19 protein-coding genes are annotated in these 18,542 nt (G+C 63.7%); 6 read left to right on the forward strand and 13 right to left on the reverse strand.

The genetic code is table 11. The annotated features are described in order from the left end of the window. A partial coding sequence (locus tag GA0061098_RS38385) for a transposase (RefSeq protein ID WP_143109109.1) occupies window positions 1-234 on the forward strand: 234 nt, incomplete at its 5' end. A 142-nt stretch (window positions 235-376) separates the two neighbouring features. Here the strand turns inward: GA0061098_RS38385 and GA0061098_RS38390 are convergent. From GA0061098_RS38390 to xoxF5, 7 genes are all read right to left on the reverse strand, one after another. Beyond that, window positions 377-637, reverse strand: a complete 261-nt coding sequence (locus GA0061098_RS38390) for a hypothetical protein (protein ID WP_091966602.1) — start codon at window positions 635-637, stop codon at window positions 377-379. Between the two features lie 72 nt (window positions 638-709). After that, window positions 710-3,022, reverse strand: a complete 2,313-nt coding sequence (locus GA0061098_RS38395) for a xanthine dehydrogenase family protein molybdopterin-binding subunit (RefSeq protein ID WP_091966604.1) — start codon at window positions 3,020-3,022, stop codon at window positions 710-712. A 1-nt stretch (window position 3,023) separates the two neighbouring features. Next, complete coding sequence (locus GA0061098_RS38400; protein WP_091966606.1) at window positions 3,024-3,476, reverse strand: (2Fe-2S)-binding protein; 453 nt, start codon at window positions 3,474-3,476, stop codon at window positions 3,024-3,026. A 657-nt stretch (window positions 3,477-4,133) separates the two neighbouring features. After that, window positions 4,134-4,697, reverse strand: coding sequence for an S-(hydroxymethyl)glutathione synthase (gene gfa / locus GA0061098_RS38405; RefSeq protein WP_018320737.1), 564 nt, complete (start codon window positions 4,695-4,697; stop codon window positions 4,134-4,136). Between the two features lie 32 nt (window positions 4,698-4,729). After that, window positions 4,730-5,839 carry an S-(hydroxymethyl)glutathione dehydrogenase/class III alcohol dehydrogenase gene (locus GA0061098_RS38410; protein WP_091966608.1) on the reverse strand — a complete coding sequence of 370 codons (1,110 nt, stop codon included), beginning with the start codon at window positions 5,837-5,839 and terminating at the stop codon, window positions 4,730-4,732. A gap of 60 nt (window positions 5,840-5,899) precedes the next feature. After that, window positions 5,900-6,388, reverse strand: coding sequence for a c-type cytochrome, methanol metabolism-related (locus tag GA0061098_RS38415; protein ID WP_018320735.1), 489 nt, complete (start codon window positions 6,386-6,388; stop codon window positions 5,900-5,902). A 111-nt stretch (window positions 6,389-6,499) separates the two neighbouring features. Continuing rightward, the gene (gene xoxF5, locus GA0061098_RS38420; RefSeq protein ID WP_028142707.1) at window positions 6,500-8,302 is read right to left on the reverse strand and encodes a lanthanide-dependent methanol dehydrogenase XoxF5; all 1,803 of its coding nucleotides are present in this window, start codon (window positions 8,300-8,302) and stop codon (window positions 6,500-6,502) included. Between the two features lie 510 nt (window positions 8,303-8,812). On the opposite strand from xoxF5, the gene GA0061098_RS38425 reads away from it, so the two are divergent. Beyond that, entirely contained in the window at window positions 8,813-9,781 is a 969-nt protein-coding gene (locus tag GA0061098_RS38425) for a helix-turn-helix domain-containing protein (protein WP_091966610.1), read from the forward strand. A gap of 37 nt (window positions 9,782-9,818) precedes the next feature. Here GA0061098_RS38425 and GA0061098_RS38430 read toward each other — a convergent pair whose 3' ends face one another. From GA0061098_RS38430 to GA0061098_RS38455, 6 genes are all read right to left on the reverse strand, one after another. Next, window positions 9,819-10,244 (reverse strand): hypothetical protein, encoded by a 426-nt coding sequence (locus GA0061098_RS38430; RefSeq protein ID WP_091966612.1) that lies wholly within the window; start codon window positions 10,242-10,244, stop codon window positions 9,819-9,821. Window positions 10,245-10,385: 141 nt separating this feature from the next. Beyond that, on the reverse strand, window positions 10,386-11,375 hold the full coding sequence (locus tag GA0061098_RS38435) for a Bug family tripartite tricarboxylate transporter substrate binding protein (RefSeq protein WP_091966614.1): 990 nt from the start codon (window positions 11,373-11,375) through the stop codon (window positions 10,386-10,388). Window positions 11,376-11,485: 110 nt separating this feature from the next. Continuing rightward, the gene (locus GA0061098_RS38440) at window positions 11,486-12,505 is read right to left on the reverse strand and encodes an FUSC family protein (RefSeq protein WP_091966617.1); all 1,020 of its coding nucleotides are present in this window, start codon (window positions 12,503-12,505) and stop codon (window positions 11,486-11,488) included. Window positions 12,506-12,805: 300 nt separating this feature from the next. Beyond that, complete coding sequence (locus GA0061098_RS38445) at window positions 12,806-13,735, reverse strand: substrate-binding periplasmic protein (RefSeq protein WP_091966619.1); 930 nt, start codon at window positions 13,733-13,735, stop codon at window positions 12,806-12,808. Then, window positions 13,732-14,088 (reverse strand): c-type cytochrome, encoded by a 357-nt coding sequence (locus GA0061098_RS38450; protein ID WP_091966698.1) that lies wholly within the window; start codon window positions 14,086-14,088, stop codon window positions 13,732-13,734. Before GA0061098_RS38450 ends, GA0061098_RS38445 begins: the two co-directional genes overlap by 4 nt. A gap of 11 nt (window positions 14,089-14,099) precedes the next feature. Beyond that, the gene (locus GA0061098_RS38455) at window positions 14,100-15,764 is read right to left on the reverse strand and encodes a methanol/ethanol family PQQ-dependent dehydrogenase (protein WP_091966620.1); all 1,665 of its coding nucleotides are present in this window, start codon (window positions 15,762-15,764) and stop codon (window positions 14,100-14,102) included. Window positions 15,765-16,108: 344 nt separating this feature from the next. Here GA0061098_RS38455 and lanM point away from each other — a divergent pair, with 344 nt between their 5' ends. The 4 genes from lanM to GA0061098_RS38475 all read left to right on the forward strand — a co-directional run bounded on the left by lanM (window position 16,109) and on the right by GA0061098_RS38475 (window position 18,391). Beyond that, entirely contained in the window at window positions 16,109-16,501 is a 393-nt protein-coding gene (gene lanM / locus GA0061098_RS38460) for a lanmodulin LanM (protein WP_165637881.1), read from the forward strand. Window positions 16,502-16,646: 145 nt separating this feature from the next. Next, window positions 16,647-16,976 carry a hypothetical protein gene (locus tag GA0061098_RS38465; RefSeq protein ID WP_245323898.1) on the forward strand — a complete coding sequence of 110 codons (330 nt, stop codon included), beginning with the start codon at window positions 16,647-16,649 and terminating at the stop codon, window positions 16,974-16,976. A 229-nt stretch (window positions 16,977-17,205) separates the two neighbouring features. Further along, window positions 17,206-17,286 carry a pyrroloquinoline quinone precursor peptide PqqA gene (gene pqqA, locus GA0061098_RS38470; RefSeq protein WP_012029362.1) on the forward strand — a complete coding sequence of 27 codons (81 nt, stop codon included), beginning with the start codon at window positions 17,206-17,208 and terminating at the stop codon, window positions 17,284-17,286. Window positions 17,287-17,548: 262 nt separating this feature from the next. Further along, entirely contained in the window at window positions 17,549-18,391 is an 843-nt protein-coding gene (locus GA0061098_RS38475; protein ID WP_091966622.1) for a DUF6662 family protein, read from the forward strand. Window positions 18,392-18,542: the final 151 nt, after the last annotated feature.

Raw genomic sequence — 18,542 nt, forward strand, 5'->3', positions numbered from 1 at the left:
CCCCGCATCGCGTTCCGTCCCAACAGACATCATCCGGAACTGCCGCCAAGGCTCAAACGCTACAACCGCCTCATCGCGCGCCGACGAGCCCAGGTTGAGACCACCTTCGCCACTCTCAAACGCCGCATGCGACTGACTTGCATCCGCTACGTTGGTCTGATGAAGGCAAGCGGGCAGGTCCTGCTCGCCTCGATCGCCTTCAACATGAGGCGGTGGGCCACGATCGCGGCCTGAGCCGCCCGCCGAGGGCGACCACTACAGACTTGGCTGGCAATTGCCGTAACCACGGCCCTTCTCCTGCCGTCCTCAACTTCAAAAGCCGATAACGCAACAGGCCCACAAGGGGAGAGGGCGCATCAATGCGCAGACGCGAAGGCTACTTCCCCTGACGCTCCACCTTATCCTTTTCCTTCTGGTTCATCTCGCGAACCTTGGGATCCGGATTGTGCTGTCCGGTGGTCTGGGTGGTGGAGGCGGGCGGGGCGTTGGCGTTGGGCAGTGAGTTCTGGTCCGGCGCGGTGGGGCGTGTCGCGGTGGCGGGCGGCGTCGTGTTGCTCTGGGCGAATGCGCCGGAGGCCGTCACAAGAAAGGCGCCCGACAGCAACGAGACTGCGAGCGCCTTTGAGATATTTGTCATCGATCTGCTCCTGTCAGATCGATGGAAACGGCGCGAGACCGCTTGTGTTCCGTCTCGCGCCTCTGTTCCGTCTCACGCCTCCAATTGTTTGCCGATCGGAAGCGAGCGGATGCGTTTTCCGGTCGCCGCAAAGATCGCATTGATCAGCGCCGGTGCGAACGGCGGAACACCGGGCTCGCCGACGCCGCTCGGCGGCGTGTCGGGTCCTGGCGGCACGATGTAGACGTTGGTCACCACAGGAGAGTCATCCATCCTGACGACCTGGAAGTCGTCAAAGTTCTTCTGCTGCACCTTGCCGTCCTTGAAGGTGATCTCGCCGTATTTGGCGAGGCTCAGCCCCATGATCGCCGCGCCTTCGATCTGCGAGGCGATACGTTCGGGGTTGACATAGGTGCCGCAATCGATCGCGGTGTCGACCCGTGGCACCGTCAGCTTGCCCTTGTCGTCGATGGCGACCTCGACGATGGTCGCGATGTAGCTGACGAAGCTGCGGTGCACTGCGATGCCAAGGCCGCGACCCTTCGGTACCTTGCGTCCCCACTCACCCTTCTCGGCGACCAGTTCGACCACCTTGCGCAAGCGCGCGGTGTCGATCGGGTAGCTGTCCTGGGGCTCGCCGTAGTTCCAGAGGTCTTTCACCTCCGGTTTGACGATGCGCGGGCTTCCGATCAGCGCGAGCAGCGTCTCCTTCTGGTCGCGGCCGGTCGCTTGCGCGATCTCGCCGACCATTGATTGCACCGCGAAGGCGCGCGGGATGTTCGAGACCGAGCGGAACCAGCCGATGCGGGTGAACGCCGCGGCTTCCGGATTCTCACACGAGATGTTGGCGATCTCGAACGGCATGTCGACGAGGCCCATGCCGATCTCGAACGGGGCCTGGTGCACGGTCCCGGCAGCGAACGTCGAGGCGATGCTGGGGGCCACGCTGCGATGGCGCCAGGCAACCACCTTGCCGCTCTTGTCGAGGCCGGCCTCGATCCGCTCGACCGAGACCGTGTGCAGGAAGCCGTTGTGGATGTCGTCCTCGCGCGTCCACTGCACCTTCACCGGTGCGCTGAGCTCTTTCGAGAGCAGCGCGGCCTCGAGCGCAAAGTCGCATTTCGACTTGCGTCCGAAACCGCCGCCAAGAAGCGTGACGTTGACGGTGACGTTGCCCTCGGGAATGCCGAGTGTCTTGGCGACGTCCTCGCGGGTGCCGCCGGGGCTCTGCACCGGCGCCCAGATCTCCGCCTTGTCGCCCTTGACGTCGGCGACCGCCACCGGCGGCTCCATGCTGACATGAGCAAGATGCGGGACGTAGTACTCGCCGACGATCACTTTGTCCGCGCCCTTCAGGGCAGCGTCCGCATCGCCCTCCTTGCGCAAGACGAGGCCCGGCTTGCGCGAGGCCTCCTCGAGCTCCTTGCGGTAGGCGACGGAGTCGTATTTGCCGTTGGGACCATCGTCCCAGACCAGCTTCAGCGCGTCGCGGCCCTTGATCGCCGCGCCGGTGTTGCGGGCGATCACCGCGACCCCGCCGAGCGGCTGGAATTTGGACGGCCACGGCCAGCCTTGAACCTTCAGCACCTTCTCGACGCCGGGGACCTTCAGCGCCGCATCGGGATCGAACGAGACCAGCTTGCCGCCGGTCACGGGCGGGCGGGCGATCACGGCATATTTCATGCCGGGCAGCCGCACATCGGCGCCGTAACGCGCCTTGCCGGTGGTGATGTCGTGGAGATCGACGATGCCGACCTGGCCCTTGCCGAGATACCGGAAATCCTTGGGGTCCTTCAGCTTGAGGCCTTCGATGCTGGGCACCGATTCCTTGGCCGCATCAGCGGCGAGCTCGCCGAAACCGCGCTTGCGGCCGCTGGCGCTGTGGACGACCTCGTGATTGACGGCCTTGACCTCGGTGGCCGGAACGCCCCAGCGCTTCGCCGCGGCCTGCTCCAGCATGGTGCGGGCCGAGGCGCCGATCTGGCGCATCGGGATCAGATAATGCCGCGTGCTGCGCGAGCCGTCGGTGTCCTGGTTGCCGAACTTGACCTCGTCGCCATGGGCCTGCTGCACCTTGACCCTAGACCAGTCGGCCTCCATCTCCTCGGCCACGATCAGCGGCAGGCTGGTGCGGACGCCGGTGCCCATTTCTGAACGGTGACCCACGATGGTCACGATGCCGTCCGAGCCCACCGAAACGAACACGCGCGGATCGACCACGACACCGTGCGGCATCTTGCCGGCACCGGTCTCGTAGGCCAATGCCTGGCGCGACATCACGGGTGCGGCGAGCACGAAGCCGCCGGTGATGCCGAGCCCTTTCAGGATGCTGCGGCGTGAGACCTTCTCGACCTTGATGTTCTTTTCGAAGCCACGGAGCTTGCCGGGATTGTCGATGAAATTCATGTCACACCCCCGTCGATGCGAGATGGACCGCGTTCTCGATGCGCTGGTAGCAGCCGCAGCGGCAGATGTTGCCCGCCATCCCTTCGCGGATCTGGTCGTGCGAGGGTTTCGGATTGTCCATCAGCAGGGCCGCAGCCTGCATGATCTGGCCGGCTTGGCAGAAGCCGCATTGCGGCACGTTGACCTGCCGCCAGGCCTTCTGCACCGGATGATCGCCAGTTGGATGCAGCCCTTCGATCGTGGTGACCTCGCGTCCGGCGACGTCATTGACCGACGTGATGCAGGCGCGCACGGCCTGCTTGTCGACGATGACGGTGCAGGCGCCGCACAGGGCCTGGCCGCAGCCGTACTTGGTGCCGGTCAGTCCGGCCTCGTCACGCAGGAACCAGAGTAGTGGGAGATCCGGGTCGCCGTCCCAGTTCTGTTCCTGGCCGTTGATCTTCACCTTGATCATGATCGTCCCTCGCTCTTCATAAGCATGCCAAATTCAAAACTTGCAGACGCCGGTCGGCGCCGGTTCGTGCCTGGTCGCGCCACATCCCGCCCTCGTCCCGCGCGGGCAAATCCCGGAGGGAGCAGGAACGCCGATGGCGATGTCTGGATGTGCTCGATACCTCCCGTTTTTGTTTTTAATTGATCGAACGTCGTGCGGCATCGTGACCGGCGCGATCGTAGCAGAGGTCGCGCCGGCCCGGCGTTCACAGCCGGGTGTTCTCACCGGGAAAAGATTGCATCGATGGTTTGTCAAAAGCAGGGCGCGTCATCGCGCCGCGTGGACCGCGCGTTCGCAAACAGAGGTTGCGATGAAAAAAGCTTCGTCCGCCAGAAAGACTGCGCGGACGAAGCAAGGTGCCTCAGTCGAGGGAGGGAGAAACGCAGGGGCCGGGAACTTCAAGACGGAAGTTGGCGGCGCTGCGCAGTCATTCAGAGACCAGGACTGAGGGAGCCAATCACGCTCGCATACGCGTAGCTTGCAGAGGCGGCGGCATCGCCGCGACTGTCCCGGGGCCGGGCCCGTCCGGCTCGCTGGCGCTGATCGAGGCCAGCGAGCGGATAGGGCACGGCGAACGTCCGACCGCCTTGGTCAGGCGGCCTTGCTCAGGCGGCCCTGTTAGGCGGCCTTGGCTTTGGCGACGTGGGTCGCGATCGCGTCCATCAGCGCCGGTGACAGGCAATCATAGGGCTCGAGCCCAATTTCCTTCAGCCGCGAACGGATGCCCGCCATCTGCTCCGGCTTCACGCCCGCTTCGATCACCGAGGAGACGAAGGCGGCGAATTGCGGCGCCTGCGAGCCCTGCTCCTGGAACAGCTCGGGATGAATGAAGTCGAGACCGTAGAACGGGTGGCCCTTGTTCTCGATGCGGCCGTACATGTGGGTGCCGCACGCCTTGCAGGCATAGCGCTGGATCACTGCGGAGGGATCGACGATCTGGAGCTTGTCGCCGTTCTCGAGCACGGTGACGTTCTGGCGCGGCACCACGGCGACGACGGAGAACGTCGCGCCCTGCGGCTTCCAGCATTTGGTGCAGCCACAGGCGTGATTGTGGGCGACGTCGCCCTTGATGCCGACCTTGACCTGGTGGTCCTTGCATTTGCAGGCCAGCGTGCCGCCGGCAAAGCTGCCGCTGCCTTGTTTGAGGCCGTTGTCGATCGATGGATGGAGTGCAACAGTCATGGGTCGATCCTCCTTGGGGTGACGCTTTCGAGCTAGAACACGACGACTGAACGGATGGATTTGCCCTCGTGCATGAGGTCAAAGCCCTTGTTGATCTCCTCGAGCTTGAGCACGTGGGTGATCATCGGATCGATCTGGATCTTTCCGTTCATGTACCAGTCGACGATCTTCGGCACGTCGGTGCGGCCGCGGGCGCCACCGAAGGCCGTGCCCCGCCAGTTGCGCCCGGTGACGAGCTGGAACGGGCGGGTGGCGATCTCCTTGCCGGATTCGGCAACGCCGATGATGATCGAGGTGCCCCAGCCGCGATGGCAGGCTTCCAGCGCCTGGCGCATCACCGTGGTGTTGCCGGTGCAATCGAAAGTGTAGTCGGCGCCGCCATCGGTGAGGCCGACGAGGTGCTGGACGATGTCGCCCGTGATCTTCTTGGGGTTGACGAACTCGGTCATGCCGAACCTGCGGCCCCAATCCTCCTTGGAGTCGTTGATGTCGACACCGATGATCTTGTCGGCGCCGGCCATCTTGGCGCCCTGGATCACGTTGAGGCCGATGCCGCCGAGGCCGAACACGACCACGTTGGAGCCCGGCGTGACCTTCGCGGTGTTGACGACGGCGCCGACGCCGGTGGTGACGCCGCAGCCGATGTAGCAGCTCTTGTCGAAGGGGGCGTCCTCGCGGATCTTGGCGACCGCGATCTCCGGCAGCACGGTGAAGTTCGAGAAGGTCGAGCAGCCCATGTAGTGATAGACCGGCTTGCCCTTGTAGGAAAAGCGGCTGGTGCCGTCGGGCATCACGCCCTTGCCTTGCGTCGCGCGGATCGCGGTGCAGAGATTGGTCTTCTGGCTGAGGCAGCTTTTGCACTGCCGGCATTCCGGCGTGTAGAGCGGGATGACGTGGTCACCCGGCTTCACCGAGGTCACGCCAGGACCGATCTCGCGGATGATGCCCGCGCCCTCATGCCCCAGGACCGACGGGAAAATTCCCTCGCTGTCGAAGCCGTCGAGCGTATAGGCGTCGGTATGGCAGATGCCCGTCGCCTTGATCTCGACCAGGACCTCGCCGGCCTTCGGTCCTTCCAGATCGAGCTCGACGATCTCGAGCGGCTTCTTGGCTTCGAAAGCGACGGCGGCACGTGTCTTCATTGGTAGCTCCTCAAATTCTCGCAAGATGCCAAGAGGTGGTCTCGGCAGCCTCAGCAACGTTCATTTATGGCCCATGCAGGCGTCTTCCGCCTTGGTGTAGGCCTCCGTTTTCTCCTCCTTCTTGGAGGGACGCTGCCGGCCCCATGCTTCGGTGGAGCGGGCGCGCAGATAGACGTACAGATCGTCCATGTAGCAGGCGACGTTCGGATTATCGCCGAAGGCGGGCATGACGTTCTCCTGCGCGGTCGAGATGTTCTTGCGACCGGAGGCGACCACGCCGAGGAAGTCGCCATAGCTCATGGACTTGACGGAATCCTTGAGCGCCGGCGCGTAGGTGGAGCCCATGCCGTCAGGCCCATGGCAGACGTGGCAGTCAGAGTGATAGCGGCGGTATCCGGAATAGGTGAACCAGTCCACGGTGCCGTCGGAAATCTTGTAGGTCGGAGTGCCTTCCTTATCGAGCCACTTTCCATCGTCTTCCTTCTTCACGGCGGTCGGATCGCCCGGACCGTCCGCGACCGCAATTCCTCCGGACGCAACCAAGATCATCGCAGCAATGACAGAGCAGATTTTACGCAAGAGATTCATCCTCGAAGGAGCCCGGGGGAGACGAGCCGGCGCGTGGAGTTTATTCCACGCGCCGGAGCGATGCTGATGGGCCTAGTTCGGCAGCGCGAACACGGTCAGCGTACCGCCGAGTGCCGTGTAGTTGCTGAGGGCCGCATAGCCACCGACCGCGCCGAGACCTGCGGTCGGATCGGTCAGGCCTGCCGCCAGACCGATGCCAGCCCAGCCGCCGACGCCGGAGAGCACTGCGACATACTGCTTGCCGCCGTTCTCATAGGTGGTGACGTTGCCGATGATGCCGGAGGGAGTCTTGAACTTGTAGAGCTCCTTGCCGGACTTGGCGTCGACCGCCTTCAGGTAGCCTTCGAGCGTGCCGTAGAACACCACGCCGCCGGCGGTTGCGAGCGCACCCGACCAGACCGAGAACTGCTCCTTGTTCGACCAGACGATCTTGCCGGTCTTGCCGTCCCAGGCGATGAAGTTGCCCATGTGGGTTTCACCCGCCGGTGGATACATCGAGAGCGTCGCACCCACATAGGGCTGGCCCGCGGTGTAGCTCACCTTGAACGGCTCGTAGTCCATGCAGACGTGGTTGGTCGGAACGTAGAACAGCTGCGTGTCCGGCGAGTAGGCTGCCGGCTGCTCGTCCTTGGTGCCGAGCGCGGCCGGGCAGATGCCCTTCACGTTGACGTCCTCGCCCGCCTTGTCGGTCGAAGCTGCGTCGAGCACCTTCGGACGGCCGTAGGTCGGCGAGTTCTTGTCCATGTCGACGCCGGAGGTCCAGTTCACCTTCGGATCGTACTTTTCGGCGACCAGCAGTTCGCCGTTGGTGCGGTCCATGGTGTAGGCGAGGCCGTTACGGTCGAAATGCGTCAGCAGCTTGCGCGGCTGGCCGTTGATCGACTGGTCCGAGAGGATCATCTCGTTGACGCCGTCATAGTCCCATTCGTCGTGGGGCGTCATCTGATAGACCCACTTGGCGACGCCGGTATCCGGGTTGCGCGCCCAGATCGTCATCGACCATTTGTTGTCGCCGGGACGCTGCTTCGGATTCCAGGTCGAGGGGTTGCCCGATCCGTAGTAGACGAGGTTCAGCTCGGGATCGTAGGAGATCCAGCCCCAGGTGGCACCGCCGCCGATCTTCCACTGATCGCCTTGCCAGGTCTTCAGGCTGGAATCCTTGCCGATCGGCTTGCCGAGCGCGGTGGTCTTGTCGTCGACCAGGAGTTGGTTGTCCGGTCCTTCCGAATATCCGCGCCATGCCAGCTTGCCGGTTTTGATATCGTAAGCCGACATATGGGCCTGGACGCCGAACTCGCCGCCGGAGATGCCGATCAGCACCTTGTCCTTGACGACCATGGGGGCCGACGTGCCGGTCTCGCCCTTGCTCGGATCGCCATTCTTGACGGTCCATGCAACTTGACCGGTCTTGACATCGAGCGCGACGAGGGTGGTGTCGGCCTGATGCAGGAAGATCTTGCCGTCGCCGAAGGCCAGGCCGCGGTTGACGGTGTCGCAGCACATCACCGGGATGACGTTCGGATCCTGCTTTGGCTCGTACTTCCATACGATCTTGTTCTCGTTGGAAAGGTCAATGGCATAGACCTTGTTCGGGAACGGCGTGTGGACGTACATCATGTTGCCGATGATCAGCGGGCCGCCTTCATGGCCACGCAGCACGCCGGTCGAGAAGGTCCAGGCCACCTGGAGCTTGCCTACGTTCTGTGCGTTGATCTGGTTGAGCTTGGAATAGCGGGAATTGGCGTAGTCGCCGGTCGGCATCACCCAGTCTTTCGGGTTCTGCGACATCTTGACCAGCTCGTCATTGGCTGAGGCGCCCCCGACGGCGAGCGCCGCCGCGGAGCCAAGAAAGGTCGCCAGTAGCACCTTGCGCATAGTTATTCCTCCGTTGGTCTCGTTTATTGTTTCCGAAGCAATACTGATTCACCGGGCTTCTCGTCCGGCGTCTGCTCGTGCAGGGCGGTCACGATTGGGACCAGAAACGATGCTGTGCTGTTTCCTCCTCCTGATGAGAGCCACGGGTCCACGTGCAGGAGCGGCCCGTTCTTGTTGTTCCTGCCGCAATCCCTAACGACTTCGTCATCGGGAAACTTGCCCAAGAGAGAAGCCGGTTTGCTTGATAGCGCACGGACGCGAAGATTTTGATTTTGCAGTAGCGAATTCAGCGGCTTCGCATCGCTTTGACAGCGCTTTCAACACTCAGGTTCCCCTTGACGGCGCTGCAACTAAGGCGGAGGATTAAGTTTCAAGGGTGGCAATGGAACGATGGCGCTCGTACCAAAAGACCGCTCAAATTCGAGGTAAACGTCACGCAATCACGGCTGAGGGCTCCGGCAGCGCTGGTCGCGATTCGCGTCTCTCCGGATCAAACCAGTGGCTGGATTAATGTCCGACACCATTCACACGCTCTCGACGACCGGCATGACGCCGAAGCGCCAGATCCAGAGCTGGATCGACGGGCTGACGAGTCTGTGTGGGCATTTCGACGTCGATCCGCTGGAGGCGTCCTCGCTCGAGGGCCGCATCGACTACACCAGCGTCTCGCGCCTGAAGCTCTGCCAGATCGAAGTCAGTCAGCATCGCATTGCCCACACGCTGGCGCGCGCCAAGGCCAACGAGCATCCGTACATCAAGATTCACTTCCAGACTTACGGCGTGTCCTATTTCGAACAAGAAGGCCGCCACATCGAGATCAACCCGGGCGACATCATCGCCTATGACGTCTCCTGCCCGCATTCGATCATCAGCCCGGCCTTCACCCGTCACGACGTCGTGATCGTGCCGAAGGCGCTGTTGCGCGACCGCGGATTCCCGTCGCAGCGGATGCCCGCCTGCAAGCTGTCGTCGAAGACAGGGACGGGGCGGATCGCCCACGATTTCGTTCATGCGACCTTCGACGAGGCGGCAAAGCTGTCGGCAAACAGCGCGGTCGGCGTCGCCGATTCGCTGATCGACCTGTTGCTGCTGCCGCTGCGCGAAGCCGACACGATGTTCGACCGTGTCGGACCGGAAGCGATGTATGTGCGCGCGCAGTTCTTCATCCGCGAGCACCTGCGCGATCCGGATCTGTGCATTGACCAGATTTCGACCGAGCTCGGCTGCTCCAAGCGCTATCTGCACATGCTGTTCTCGGAGCGCGGCACCACGGTGAGCGACTACATCTGGCAGGCGCGCCTGCAGAACTGCCGCCAGGAGCTCGAGGCCCACGCCGGCAAGACCATCACCGACGTCGCGTTCTCCTGGGGCTTCTCCAGCTCATCGCATTTCAGCCGGGTGTTCCGGAAATATTTCGGCGTGGTGCCGTCCTCGATCCACAAGGCGCAGCAGGGCGCCGCGAGTTCGGGCGAGCACTAGGCCGGGCGCAAGGGGCTTCCAGCGATTGCGATCCCGCTCACGCCGACGTCGCAATGTAGGGAATGCTGACCACGAGAGCGACGAGCAGCACCGCGTTACCTAGCATTCCGCTCCAATGTAGCCTGCGCAATCGACGCGGGGCTTCGGCATCGCCGGCGTCCCTCGCGCTGAGCTGGTCGTCCATCCGCCGCATGAACCAGCTGCGCCCCCAGATTGCCAGGGCAGCGAGCATGCCGACGCCCATCGCAGCCGCCAGGCGGCCGTCGAGGAGGAAGGCCACCGTTCCGATCACGGCGGCGACCCGCATCACCAGAAAATGGGCGTTGAACATTCCGCGCAGCAGCTGGCCGACGGGCTGGATATCGAGCTTCACCAGGAGGAAGGCGGGCGATGCCAGCGTGAAATAGCCCATCGGAAAGAGCAGGATGACCATGACGGCGACAGCGACTCCATCCGGTGTCATGCAATCGGCCCTTCTTGTCCGCCCCGATGAAGGCTTTCAGCGGTGGCGCACAATCATAGCGTGAAATTGCGTTTCCGACACTAGGCTTTGGTCGGAAGCCGGGCCGGGAAGGGCGGTGGGCGCTGCGCCGCGCTTCGAGGCTCAAGCCGGCTCGAGGCCCAGTGACTTCGCGCTCTCGATCCAGATCGGCAGTTCGCGCTGATACAGGGCGTTGCTCTCCTTGAAGCCGATTGCGGGTTCGAGCACGAAGGTCGTGAGAACTTCCTTCACTTTCGGATCGTTGTTGGCGGCAACGCAGAGCTCAGCCAGGCGGTCGACGACCGCTTGCGGCGTCGCCTTCGGCACGGCCCAACCGGAGAAGCCGCTCACGGTGAAGAATTTCGAGGTCGCGCCCTGCTCCGGGAGGGTCTTGATAGCAGGGATCGCGTCGACCTTCTTCGAATGCACCGCGAACACGGTGCCGCGGTCGCTTTGCAGGACCGACTGCGCCGCCGTGTAGCTGCCCATCGCGGCATCCAGCGTGCCTTCGAGCATCCCCGTCCACATTGGTGCCTCGCCGCGGTAATGGACCGGCTCGATGGACAGGCCATACTGCTTGTTGAGCTCGTTGATCGTCATGTGCGGGGCCGAGCCCGCGCTATAGGTGCCGAAATTCACCTTGCCGCTCTTGCGCGCGAACGCGACGAAATCCTCCAACGTCTTGACCCCGGTCTTGGGGTTCGCGACCAGCAACAGGCCGGCACCCGGAATGACGCTGACGAGCGCCAAATCCTTGTCCATGTCGTAGCCGGGATTCTTCATCACCACCCGGTTCATGATGTAGGTGGTCGAGATCGAGCACAGCATGGTGTGGCCGTCGGGCTCGGCGCGGGCGACCTCGGCCGTGCCGATCGCGCCGGAGGCGCCGGGCTTGTTCTCGACGACGACGGTCTTGCCGACCTGCTTGGAGATGAACTCACCATAGGCGCGCGCGAGCAGGTCGGTCTGCCCGCCGGCGGGATAGCTGCAAATCATGCGAATCTGCCGCGACGGCCACGCGGCTTGCGCCGAGGCGCTGCGCATGACGAAGGGCATCGCAAGTGCGGTGGTACCGGCGGCGACGAAGTGGCGGCGATCGAATTTGGCGGTCATGATTCCCTCCTGATTTTGGCCGAACCTACCGCATCAGGCTGGCGCCGCCATGGCCGGCGAGCGAGACAGATTGGCGCATTCGACAGAGCGGCGAGGTGCCCATTCGCGCCTCACCCGGGTGAGCGCGCCTTACGCATGACGCGCAGCCAGACGATCTCGGTCAGGGCCACGGCAATCAGGCCAAAGCTCCCGCCGATCAGCACGTTGACGATGCGCTCCTCGGCGATGCCGCTGGCGCCGCCGGCAAAGGAGGCCGCCAGCGCGATGAAGAAGCAGCGCAGGCCGAAGCCGAGGATGTAGCGGGAAAACGAGATCAGCGTGAGGGTGGCCGCCAGCACCGCGAGCGCGTAGCCGACGCGGCTCTGCGGCAATACGATGCCGGCGAGGAAGCCCAGCGGCACGCCGACGAAGGCGCCGATCGCACGCTGCTTCAGCTTGTCGGTGGACGACGAGAGATCGCCGACCACGACGCTGGCGGCCGACCACATCACCCATTGCCCCTGCGCAAGGTTCAGGATTTCGACCAGCGCCGCCGCGGCGAACACCGCCATGGCGGTTGCCAGCGCGGGCAGGAACCATTCGGCCGCGGGCGGTCCGAACGAGGTCGCGGTATCGTCTTGCCCTCGCTGGTCGTAAATCCGGATGGCGCAGACCAGCGCCAGCGCGACCGGCGAGGAGGCGATGATCACGCCGGCATGGCGTAGCGCTTCGGCGGCGCTCACGCCCTCCCACACCTCGCAGGCGAGATAGACGGCTGGGATGAACACCCAATTGCCCAGCGTGCGGAAATGCTCGCCATAGCGGGTCCCGGCCACTGCAAGGAATCCGGCAAGCGCCGTCAGCACTGCGAATAGCGGCTTGATCGGGGCTGCCAGGAAGAGTGCGGCAAAGGTCACGAGGATGGCGAGGTAGTGCCAGACGATGACTTTCGGCGGAAAGTGCTGCCTGAGCGCGGGAATGAGCAACGAGACCGCGACCAGCCCGAGATTGAGCAGCGCCGTTTCGCGCGCGATGAAATAGGCGGCCACCATCGGGCCGACGACGATCAGCGCGCGGAGCAGCTCGGCGGTCTTGACCTCGCGGGAGAGGACGTCACGCAGGCTGGTGGCGGTGATCGTGGGAGGATTCACGGGGGCACCAAAGGGGCGAAGGAAAATGCGAGCAGTATACGTTCCGCACTCCGTCATTGCGAGCGCAGCGGAGCAATCCAGACTGCTACTTGCGGAAAAACCCTGGATTGCTTCGCTGCGCTCGCAATGACGATGCAATTGCGTGCGAACCTGGTCTCATGCCCCGGACGCGGCGCAGCGCTACTTCAGCGGTGCGCTGCAGAGCCGGGGCCCATGTAGCCGCGAGTTGCGTAGCCTGCTGGGTCCCGGCTCTGCGCAGCAACGCTCGCGCGTTGCAGCGCGTCCGGGACACGAGAGCCCTCACCGCTGAATGATCTTCATCCAGACATCGCCCAGGATCGCAGGCTCGCGCGGTGGCAGGTAGGTGAGCCCAGCCTCCTTGCCGAATTCTGCGATCTTGCCTTCGGCCGCGAGCCCCGTCAGCGCCTTGTTGACGGCGTCGATCAGCGCGCCATCGCTGGCCAGTCCGACATAGCCGCGATTGGCGCCGATCGGGTAGTAGTAGCCCGACGCGGCGATCGCCGTGTCCGGATGCGCGGCGCGATGGGCGTCGAAGCGGCCGAGGTCGATCAGCGTCGCGTCATGGTCGCCGCGCTGGAGTGCGCCCAGCAGATCGTCGCGGCCGGGGACGAGATGGGTGATGTTGTCGATCAGCCGTCCCTTGTCGAAGGTCATCAGGATGGCGTCGCCGAGCGAGCCGCTTTCGATGACGAGACGAAGGCCTGCGAGATCGCCGATGTCGCCGATCTTGCGCCCGCTTGCCTTCGGCCCGAGCACGACCGTCATCGGCGAATAGACGTAAGGCTGGCTCGGCGCGAGCACGCCGAGTGCGACGCGGCGCCTCCGATCGTCGCGCGTGGCCCCGGCGAAGTCAGGCAAGCGCGCCGTCTTCATCCCGGGGGCGACGAGCGAATCCTGCGTCAGCGCGTAGCCGCCGACGAGCGAGCAGCGGCCATCCGAGAGCAACGCGTTGGCTTCGAGCTGGGGGCTCGAATCCTCGTCCAGCTTGCTCTCGAACCACTGGATCGTCAGCTTCCGTCCGAGCCGCTCCGCCATTGCCTGCGCAAGCAGCACGTCGAAGCCGGCATCCGGCTTGCCGCGGTGGTGCATCGAGAACGGTGGCCGGTCCTCGTCGAGACAGATCTTCAGGGGATCGTCGGCCGCAACAGCGACCGTCGCCATCGTCGAAAGAACGGCCGCAATGCTCCATGCAGCACGCCGGCCCCTCATGGCTTCCTCCGGCTGGAGATGAAGGCCCAGAGGGAGCCGATCTCCTCGTCGTTGAGGATATCGCCCCACGGCGGCATCTTGTTGTTCTTGCCGTTCTTCACCGTGGTGACGAAGCGGGTCTTGTCGTCGGGGATGGCGCGCAGGTCCGGCGTGATCGTGCCGGAGTTCATCAGATTGGGGCCATGGCAGTGCGAGCATTTCGAAGCATAGGTCGACTTGCCGTGGTCGATCTGTGCCTGCATGGGATTGCCGGTTGCATCGTCCGCGGCGCGAACGGTCGCCGCAAGCGCGACCGTCAGCCCCGCGACGGCGGCGAGGACCGCCGCCGTCTTGTGAGATGGTTTTCTCAGCATCATGCCGTGGATTACTGCTTGACCGCAAAGACCCACAGCGAGCCGCCGGGCGGCACGTTGGCAAGCCGCTCGTCACCCGAGAACAGCGAGTAGACGCCGCCATAGCCGCTGGTCACCGCGACATACTGCACGCCATCCTGCTGCCAGGTCACCGGCTGGCCCTCGATGCCGGACCCGGTCTGGAACTGCCAGAGCTTCTTGCCGGTGTCGGCATCGAAGGCCTCGAACTCGCCGGTTAGGGCACCCGAGAACACGACGCCGCCCGCGGTCGACAGCACGCCCGAGAAGCGTGGAATGTCGCTCGGCGCTTCCCATTTCGACTTGCCGGTCATGGGATCGATCGCCTTGAGATGACCGCGTGGCCCGTCGCCGTACTCCCAGAGGTCGGTCAGGTCCATCCCGAGATACCATTCACCCTGCTTGAAGGTGACGGGCTCCGTCTTGTACCTGCCGCCGAAGGCGAGCGTGTTGGCATAGGCAAGGCCGGTCTGCGGGTTGAAGGACATCGGCTCCCAGTTCTTGCCGCCGAGGATCGACGGATAGACCGTGACCTTCTTGCCCTCGCGTGCGTCCTTCGACACGTCGGTCTCGATCGGACGTCCCGTCTTCATGTCGATGCCGGTCGCCCAGTTGACCTTCACGTAAGGGTTGGCCGCGAGCAGCTTGCCGTTGGTTCGGTCGAGCACGTAGAAGAAGCCGTTGCGGTTGGCGTCCATCAGCACCTTGGTCGGCTTGCCCTCGACATTCATGTCGGCGAGGACCATCTCGGCCACGCTGTCATAGTCGAACGGGTTGTTCGGCGAGAACTGGTAGTGCCATTTGATCTTGCCGGTCTTGGGATCCATCGCCAGCACGGAGCAGGTGTAGAGATTGTCGCCGGGACGCACCGCCGAATTGAACGGTCCGGGATTGCCAATGCCCCAATACACGGTGTTCAGCTCGGGGTCATAAGACCCCGTGATCCAGGTCGAGCCGCCGCCGAGCTTCCAGGTATCGCCCTTCCAGGTGTCGCCGCCGGGCTCTTCCGGCGAGGGGATAGAATGGGTGCGCCAGAGATGCTTGCCCGTCGCGGGATCCCAGCCGTCGATGAATCCCCTGGTGCCGAACTCGGCGCCGGAGATGCCGGTGATGACGACGCCGTCGGCAACCAGCGGGGCCACCGTCATCGAATAGCCTTCCTTGATGTCGGCCGCCTTCTGCCGCCACAGCTCCTTGCCGTTCTTGGCGTCGAGCGCGATCACGTTGGCGTCGAGCGTGGTGCGGAACACCTTGCCGTCATAGAGCGCCGCACCGCGGTTGATGATGCCGCAGCAGACGATGCGCGGCGTCTCGGCGGGATATTCGACCTTGGTCTTCCAGATCTGCTTGCCGGTCTTGGCGTCGACCGCCATGGTCGCGTTGTGCGAGGTTACGTAGATCACGCCCTGGTACACCAGCGGCTGCGATTCCTCGCTGCGATCGTCGTTGAAAGAGTAATTCCAGACCGGGACGAGGTTCTTGACGCTGTCCTTGTTGATCTGGTTCAGCGTCGAGAAGCGCTGCAGATTGTAGCCCATCCCGTAATTGAGAACGTTCGATGTATCAGTCGCGCCCTTGACCAGTTGCTCGGTGGTCTGTGCGCTTGCACAAGTCGATGCAAGCATGACGAGGCTCGCGGCCATCGCAAAGCGTTTCATCCGTTCCTCCCAATATGCGCGCCTTTTGACGCTGCGGGAGCAACACTCCGTCGGAAACCAAAACGCGTCAATACGAAAGTCGCAAGTGTCGTGTCGATATCGTTGAACAGGCGCCGGTCACCTTACGGAAACCTGACGGCCGTAGACTCCCACTTGCGTGGAGACGCTAAAAAAATTCCCGCAACGCGAAGCTGCTCCGGGCCTCGGTCGTTCGAGGGCGCAAGCGGGGGTCCCCGGGGTTGTCGCGCGCGCAAGTTGCAATTCCGGACTTGAACCTGGGACCACTTGTGGATTTATGTCGTTGTGTCCCGCCCGAACCGGGGCTCTTCATCTGGGAGGTCTTAATGATTTCGCGTCGCTCAGTTGCGCTTGCGCTCACCATTGCATTGTTGTCCGGTCCGGCGTGGTCGGCCTCCGGCAACGCGGTCAAGTTGTTCGACACCGACAATGACGGCACGCTCGATCTTGCCGAGGTGAAGAAGGCGGCCGCGGTATTATTCGCAAAGCTCGATCCCGATCATGACGGCACGCTCGATGCGCGCGAATTGCGCGGACGGTTGACGGCGAAAGAGCTCGCCGCGGCCGATCCCGATCGCGACGGGACTCTTACGCTCGACGAATATCTCTCCGTGGTCGAGCAGCGCTTCAACGCGGCCAATCCCGACAAGGACGGAACGCTGGATGCGAAGGAGCTGAACTCGCGCGCCGGCCGGTTGCTGCTGCGATTGTTGCGGTGAGCGGTGCGATCGGAACAGACGTGACGAGGTGGCGTTTGCGAGCAGTTCCGCTCCGAACACTCGGAACATCAGGCTGTTCGGCCTGTTCTCTTCGCGATGTCCTGCTCGGCGCCGGGGCAGCGCCGCGGGAGAAGAGGAGATTCAGATGAACACGAAACGTTCCGTTCTTGCTGCCTGCGCGATCCTGGCGTTGAGCGCCGGCGTCGCGGTCGCCGGCCCGTGCAACACGGGCAGCGCCAGCACTGACAAGGATGCTGGTTCTGGTCCCGTGACGGTGGGCGCAGCGCAGTCGCACTCGTCCAGTTCAGCGGGCGACACCAGCCAGCATCCACCGACCAGCACGATGAATCGTGCAAGTGGCGAAACGCCGGCTTCAGCCGAAGATGCGCAGCGGCAGATGCAGAGCCAGCCGACGGCGGCTCAGCGCGCCGAAGGTGCCAAGCCGGACGCTGCAATGGCCGACAAGGGCTGCTGACGGCGACGGTGCCATTCGTGTCGATTCGACGTGCGGTGCGTCGCACAAGACGGTGTCTCGCAGGTCGTGTTTGACCAAGAGGGAACTGGCTTTGTCCGAGAGAGAAATGCAGCCGCGAAGAATCGACACGGACGCGCTCGGCAGGCGAATCGAGGCTTGAACTGCAACTGACGCAGCCCTAGGTTTTGCGCCGCGCGATGTCGCGCTCAATACCTTGGGGAGACCCCGAATGGCTTGGAAAGCTCCGAAGATCGTGGAAGTGCCGGTCGGCATGGAAATCAACATGTACGCCTGCGCTGCGCGCAAGTAAGACTGACGACCTGCCACGGCTTTGACGGTGAATCCCGTCGAAGCCGTGGCAGTGTCGGATCTCGAGCCGGGTATCGCTTGCTTCGTGCTTTTGCCATCGACGCGATGAAGCACCTGCGCAGGCTTCAATCATCTTCCATCAAAATCTAGACCACGCTCTTGCTGCAGTGTGTTACGCTGATGGCCGGTCAGCGCTGCTGCCGCATCAAAGCGGCGCGCGCCTTCGGGGCACGGGGATGCGCGGCGGAGTTCGCAGATTTCTGATGGTGATTGCAGGCGCGGTCGCGCTGACACCGACGCATGGGCACGCCGAGGAGGGCTTCGATACCGAGCACATCTTCGGCTTCATGATCGGCACCGATGTCGGCAATCCCGGCGAGCGCGAATTCCAGAGCCAGACGACGGGGCGCTTCGGCAAGGGCGGCGGGACCTATCGCGCTCTTGAGAAAGAGGTCGAGATCGAGATCGTGCCGCTGCCGAACTTCCGCATCGAGGTCGGCGCCGCGGCCAGCTTGCACGACATCACCGGCGTCCCCGACATCGACGACCGCCGCCAGCTCAACTTCCAGGGCGCTTCGCTCGACCTGCGTTACCGCCTGCTCGACCGCGAGCACGCGCCGTTCGGCCTCACCATCGCCGCCGAGCTCCACGGCGACCGCATCGACGAGACCAGCGGCGCGAAGGGGCGGATGTACGGCACGGAATTCACCCTCGCCATCGACCGCGAGCTCATCCCGAACTTTGCCATCGGCGCCCTCAACCTGATCTATCAGCCGGAATGGGCGCGCTTCGAGGTGGCGGGGCAGTCCGAGAAGAGTTCGACGATCGGTGCGGCGTTCGCCGGCATGGTGCGCGTGCGGCCCAACATGCTGCTCGGCGGCGAGCTGCGCTATTTCCGGCAATACGAAGGCATCGGCCTCGGCGAGTTTTCAGGCCAGGCCCTGTTCGTCGGCCCGACCGCCTATTTCCAGCTCTCCGAGCGCTCGCGGCTGACCTTGAGCTGGAGCATGCAGGCCTGGGGCCGGCCGGCCGGAGCGGGCGGCAATCTCGACCTCGTCAATTTCGAGCGCCACCAGGCCCGGATGGTGTTCGGCGTTAATTTTTAGCAGAGAGCGTCGTCATGCCCGGGCTTTGCCTTGCCTAGGAGCACGGGAAGAACCCAGTTCCGGCCCCATTTCTCGCCCGGATTTGAAACTTCCGCTTCCGTGGTACGTAACCTTTCGTGCTAATCTTGACCGCCCCTTGCGAGAGGATCCC

It is taken from the genome of Bradyrhizobium shewense, from assembly GCF_900094605.1.
GTDB lineage: Bacteria > Pseudomonadota > Alphaproteobacteria > Rhizobiales > Xanthobacteraceae > Bradyrhizobium > Bradyrhizobium shewense.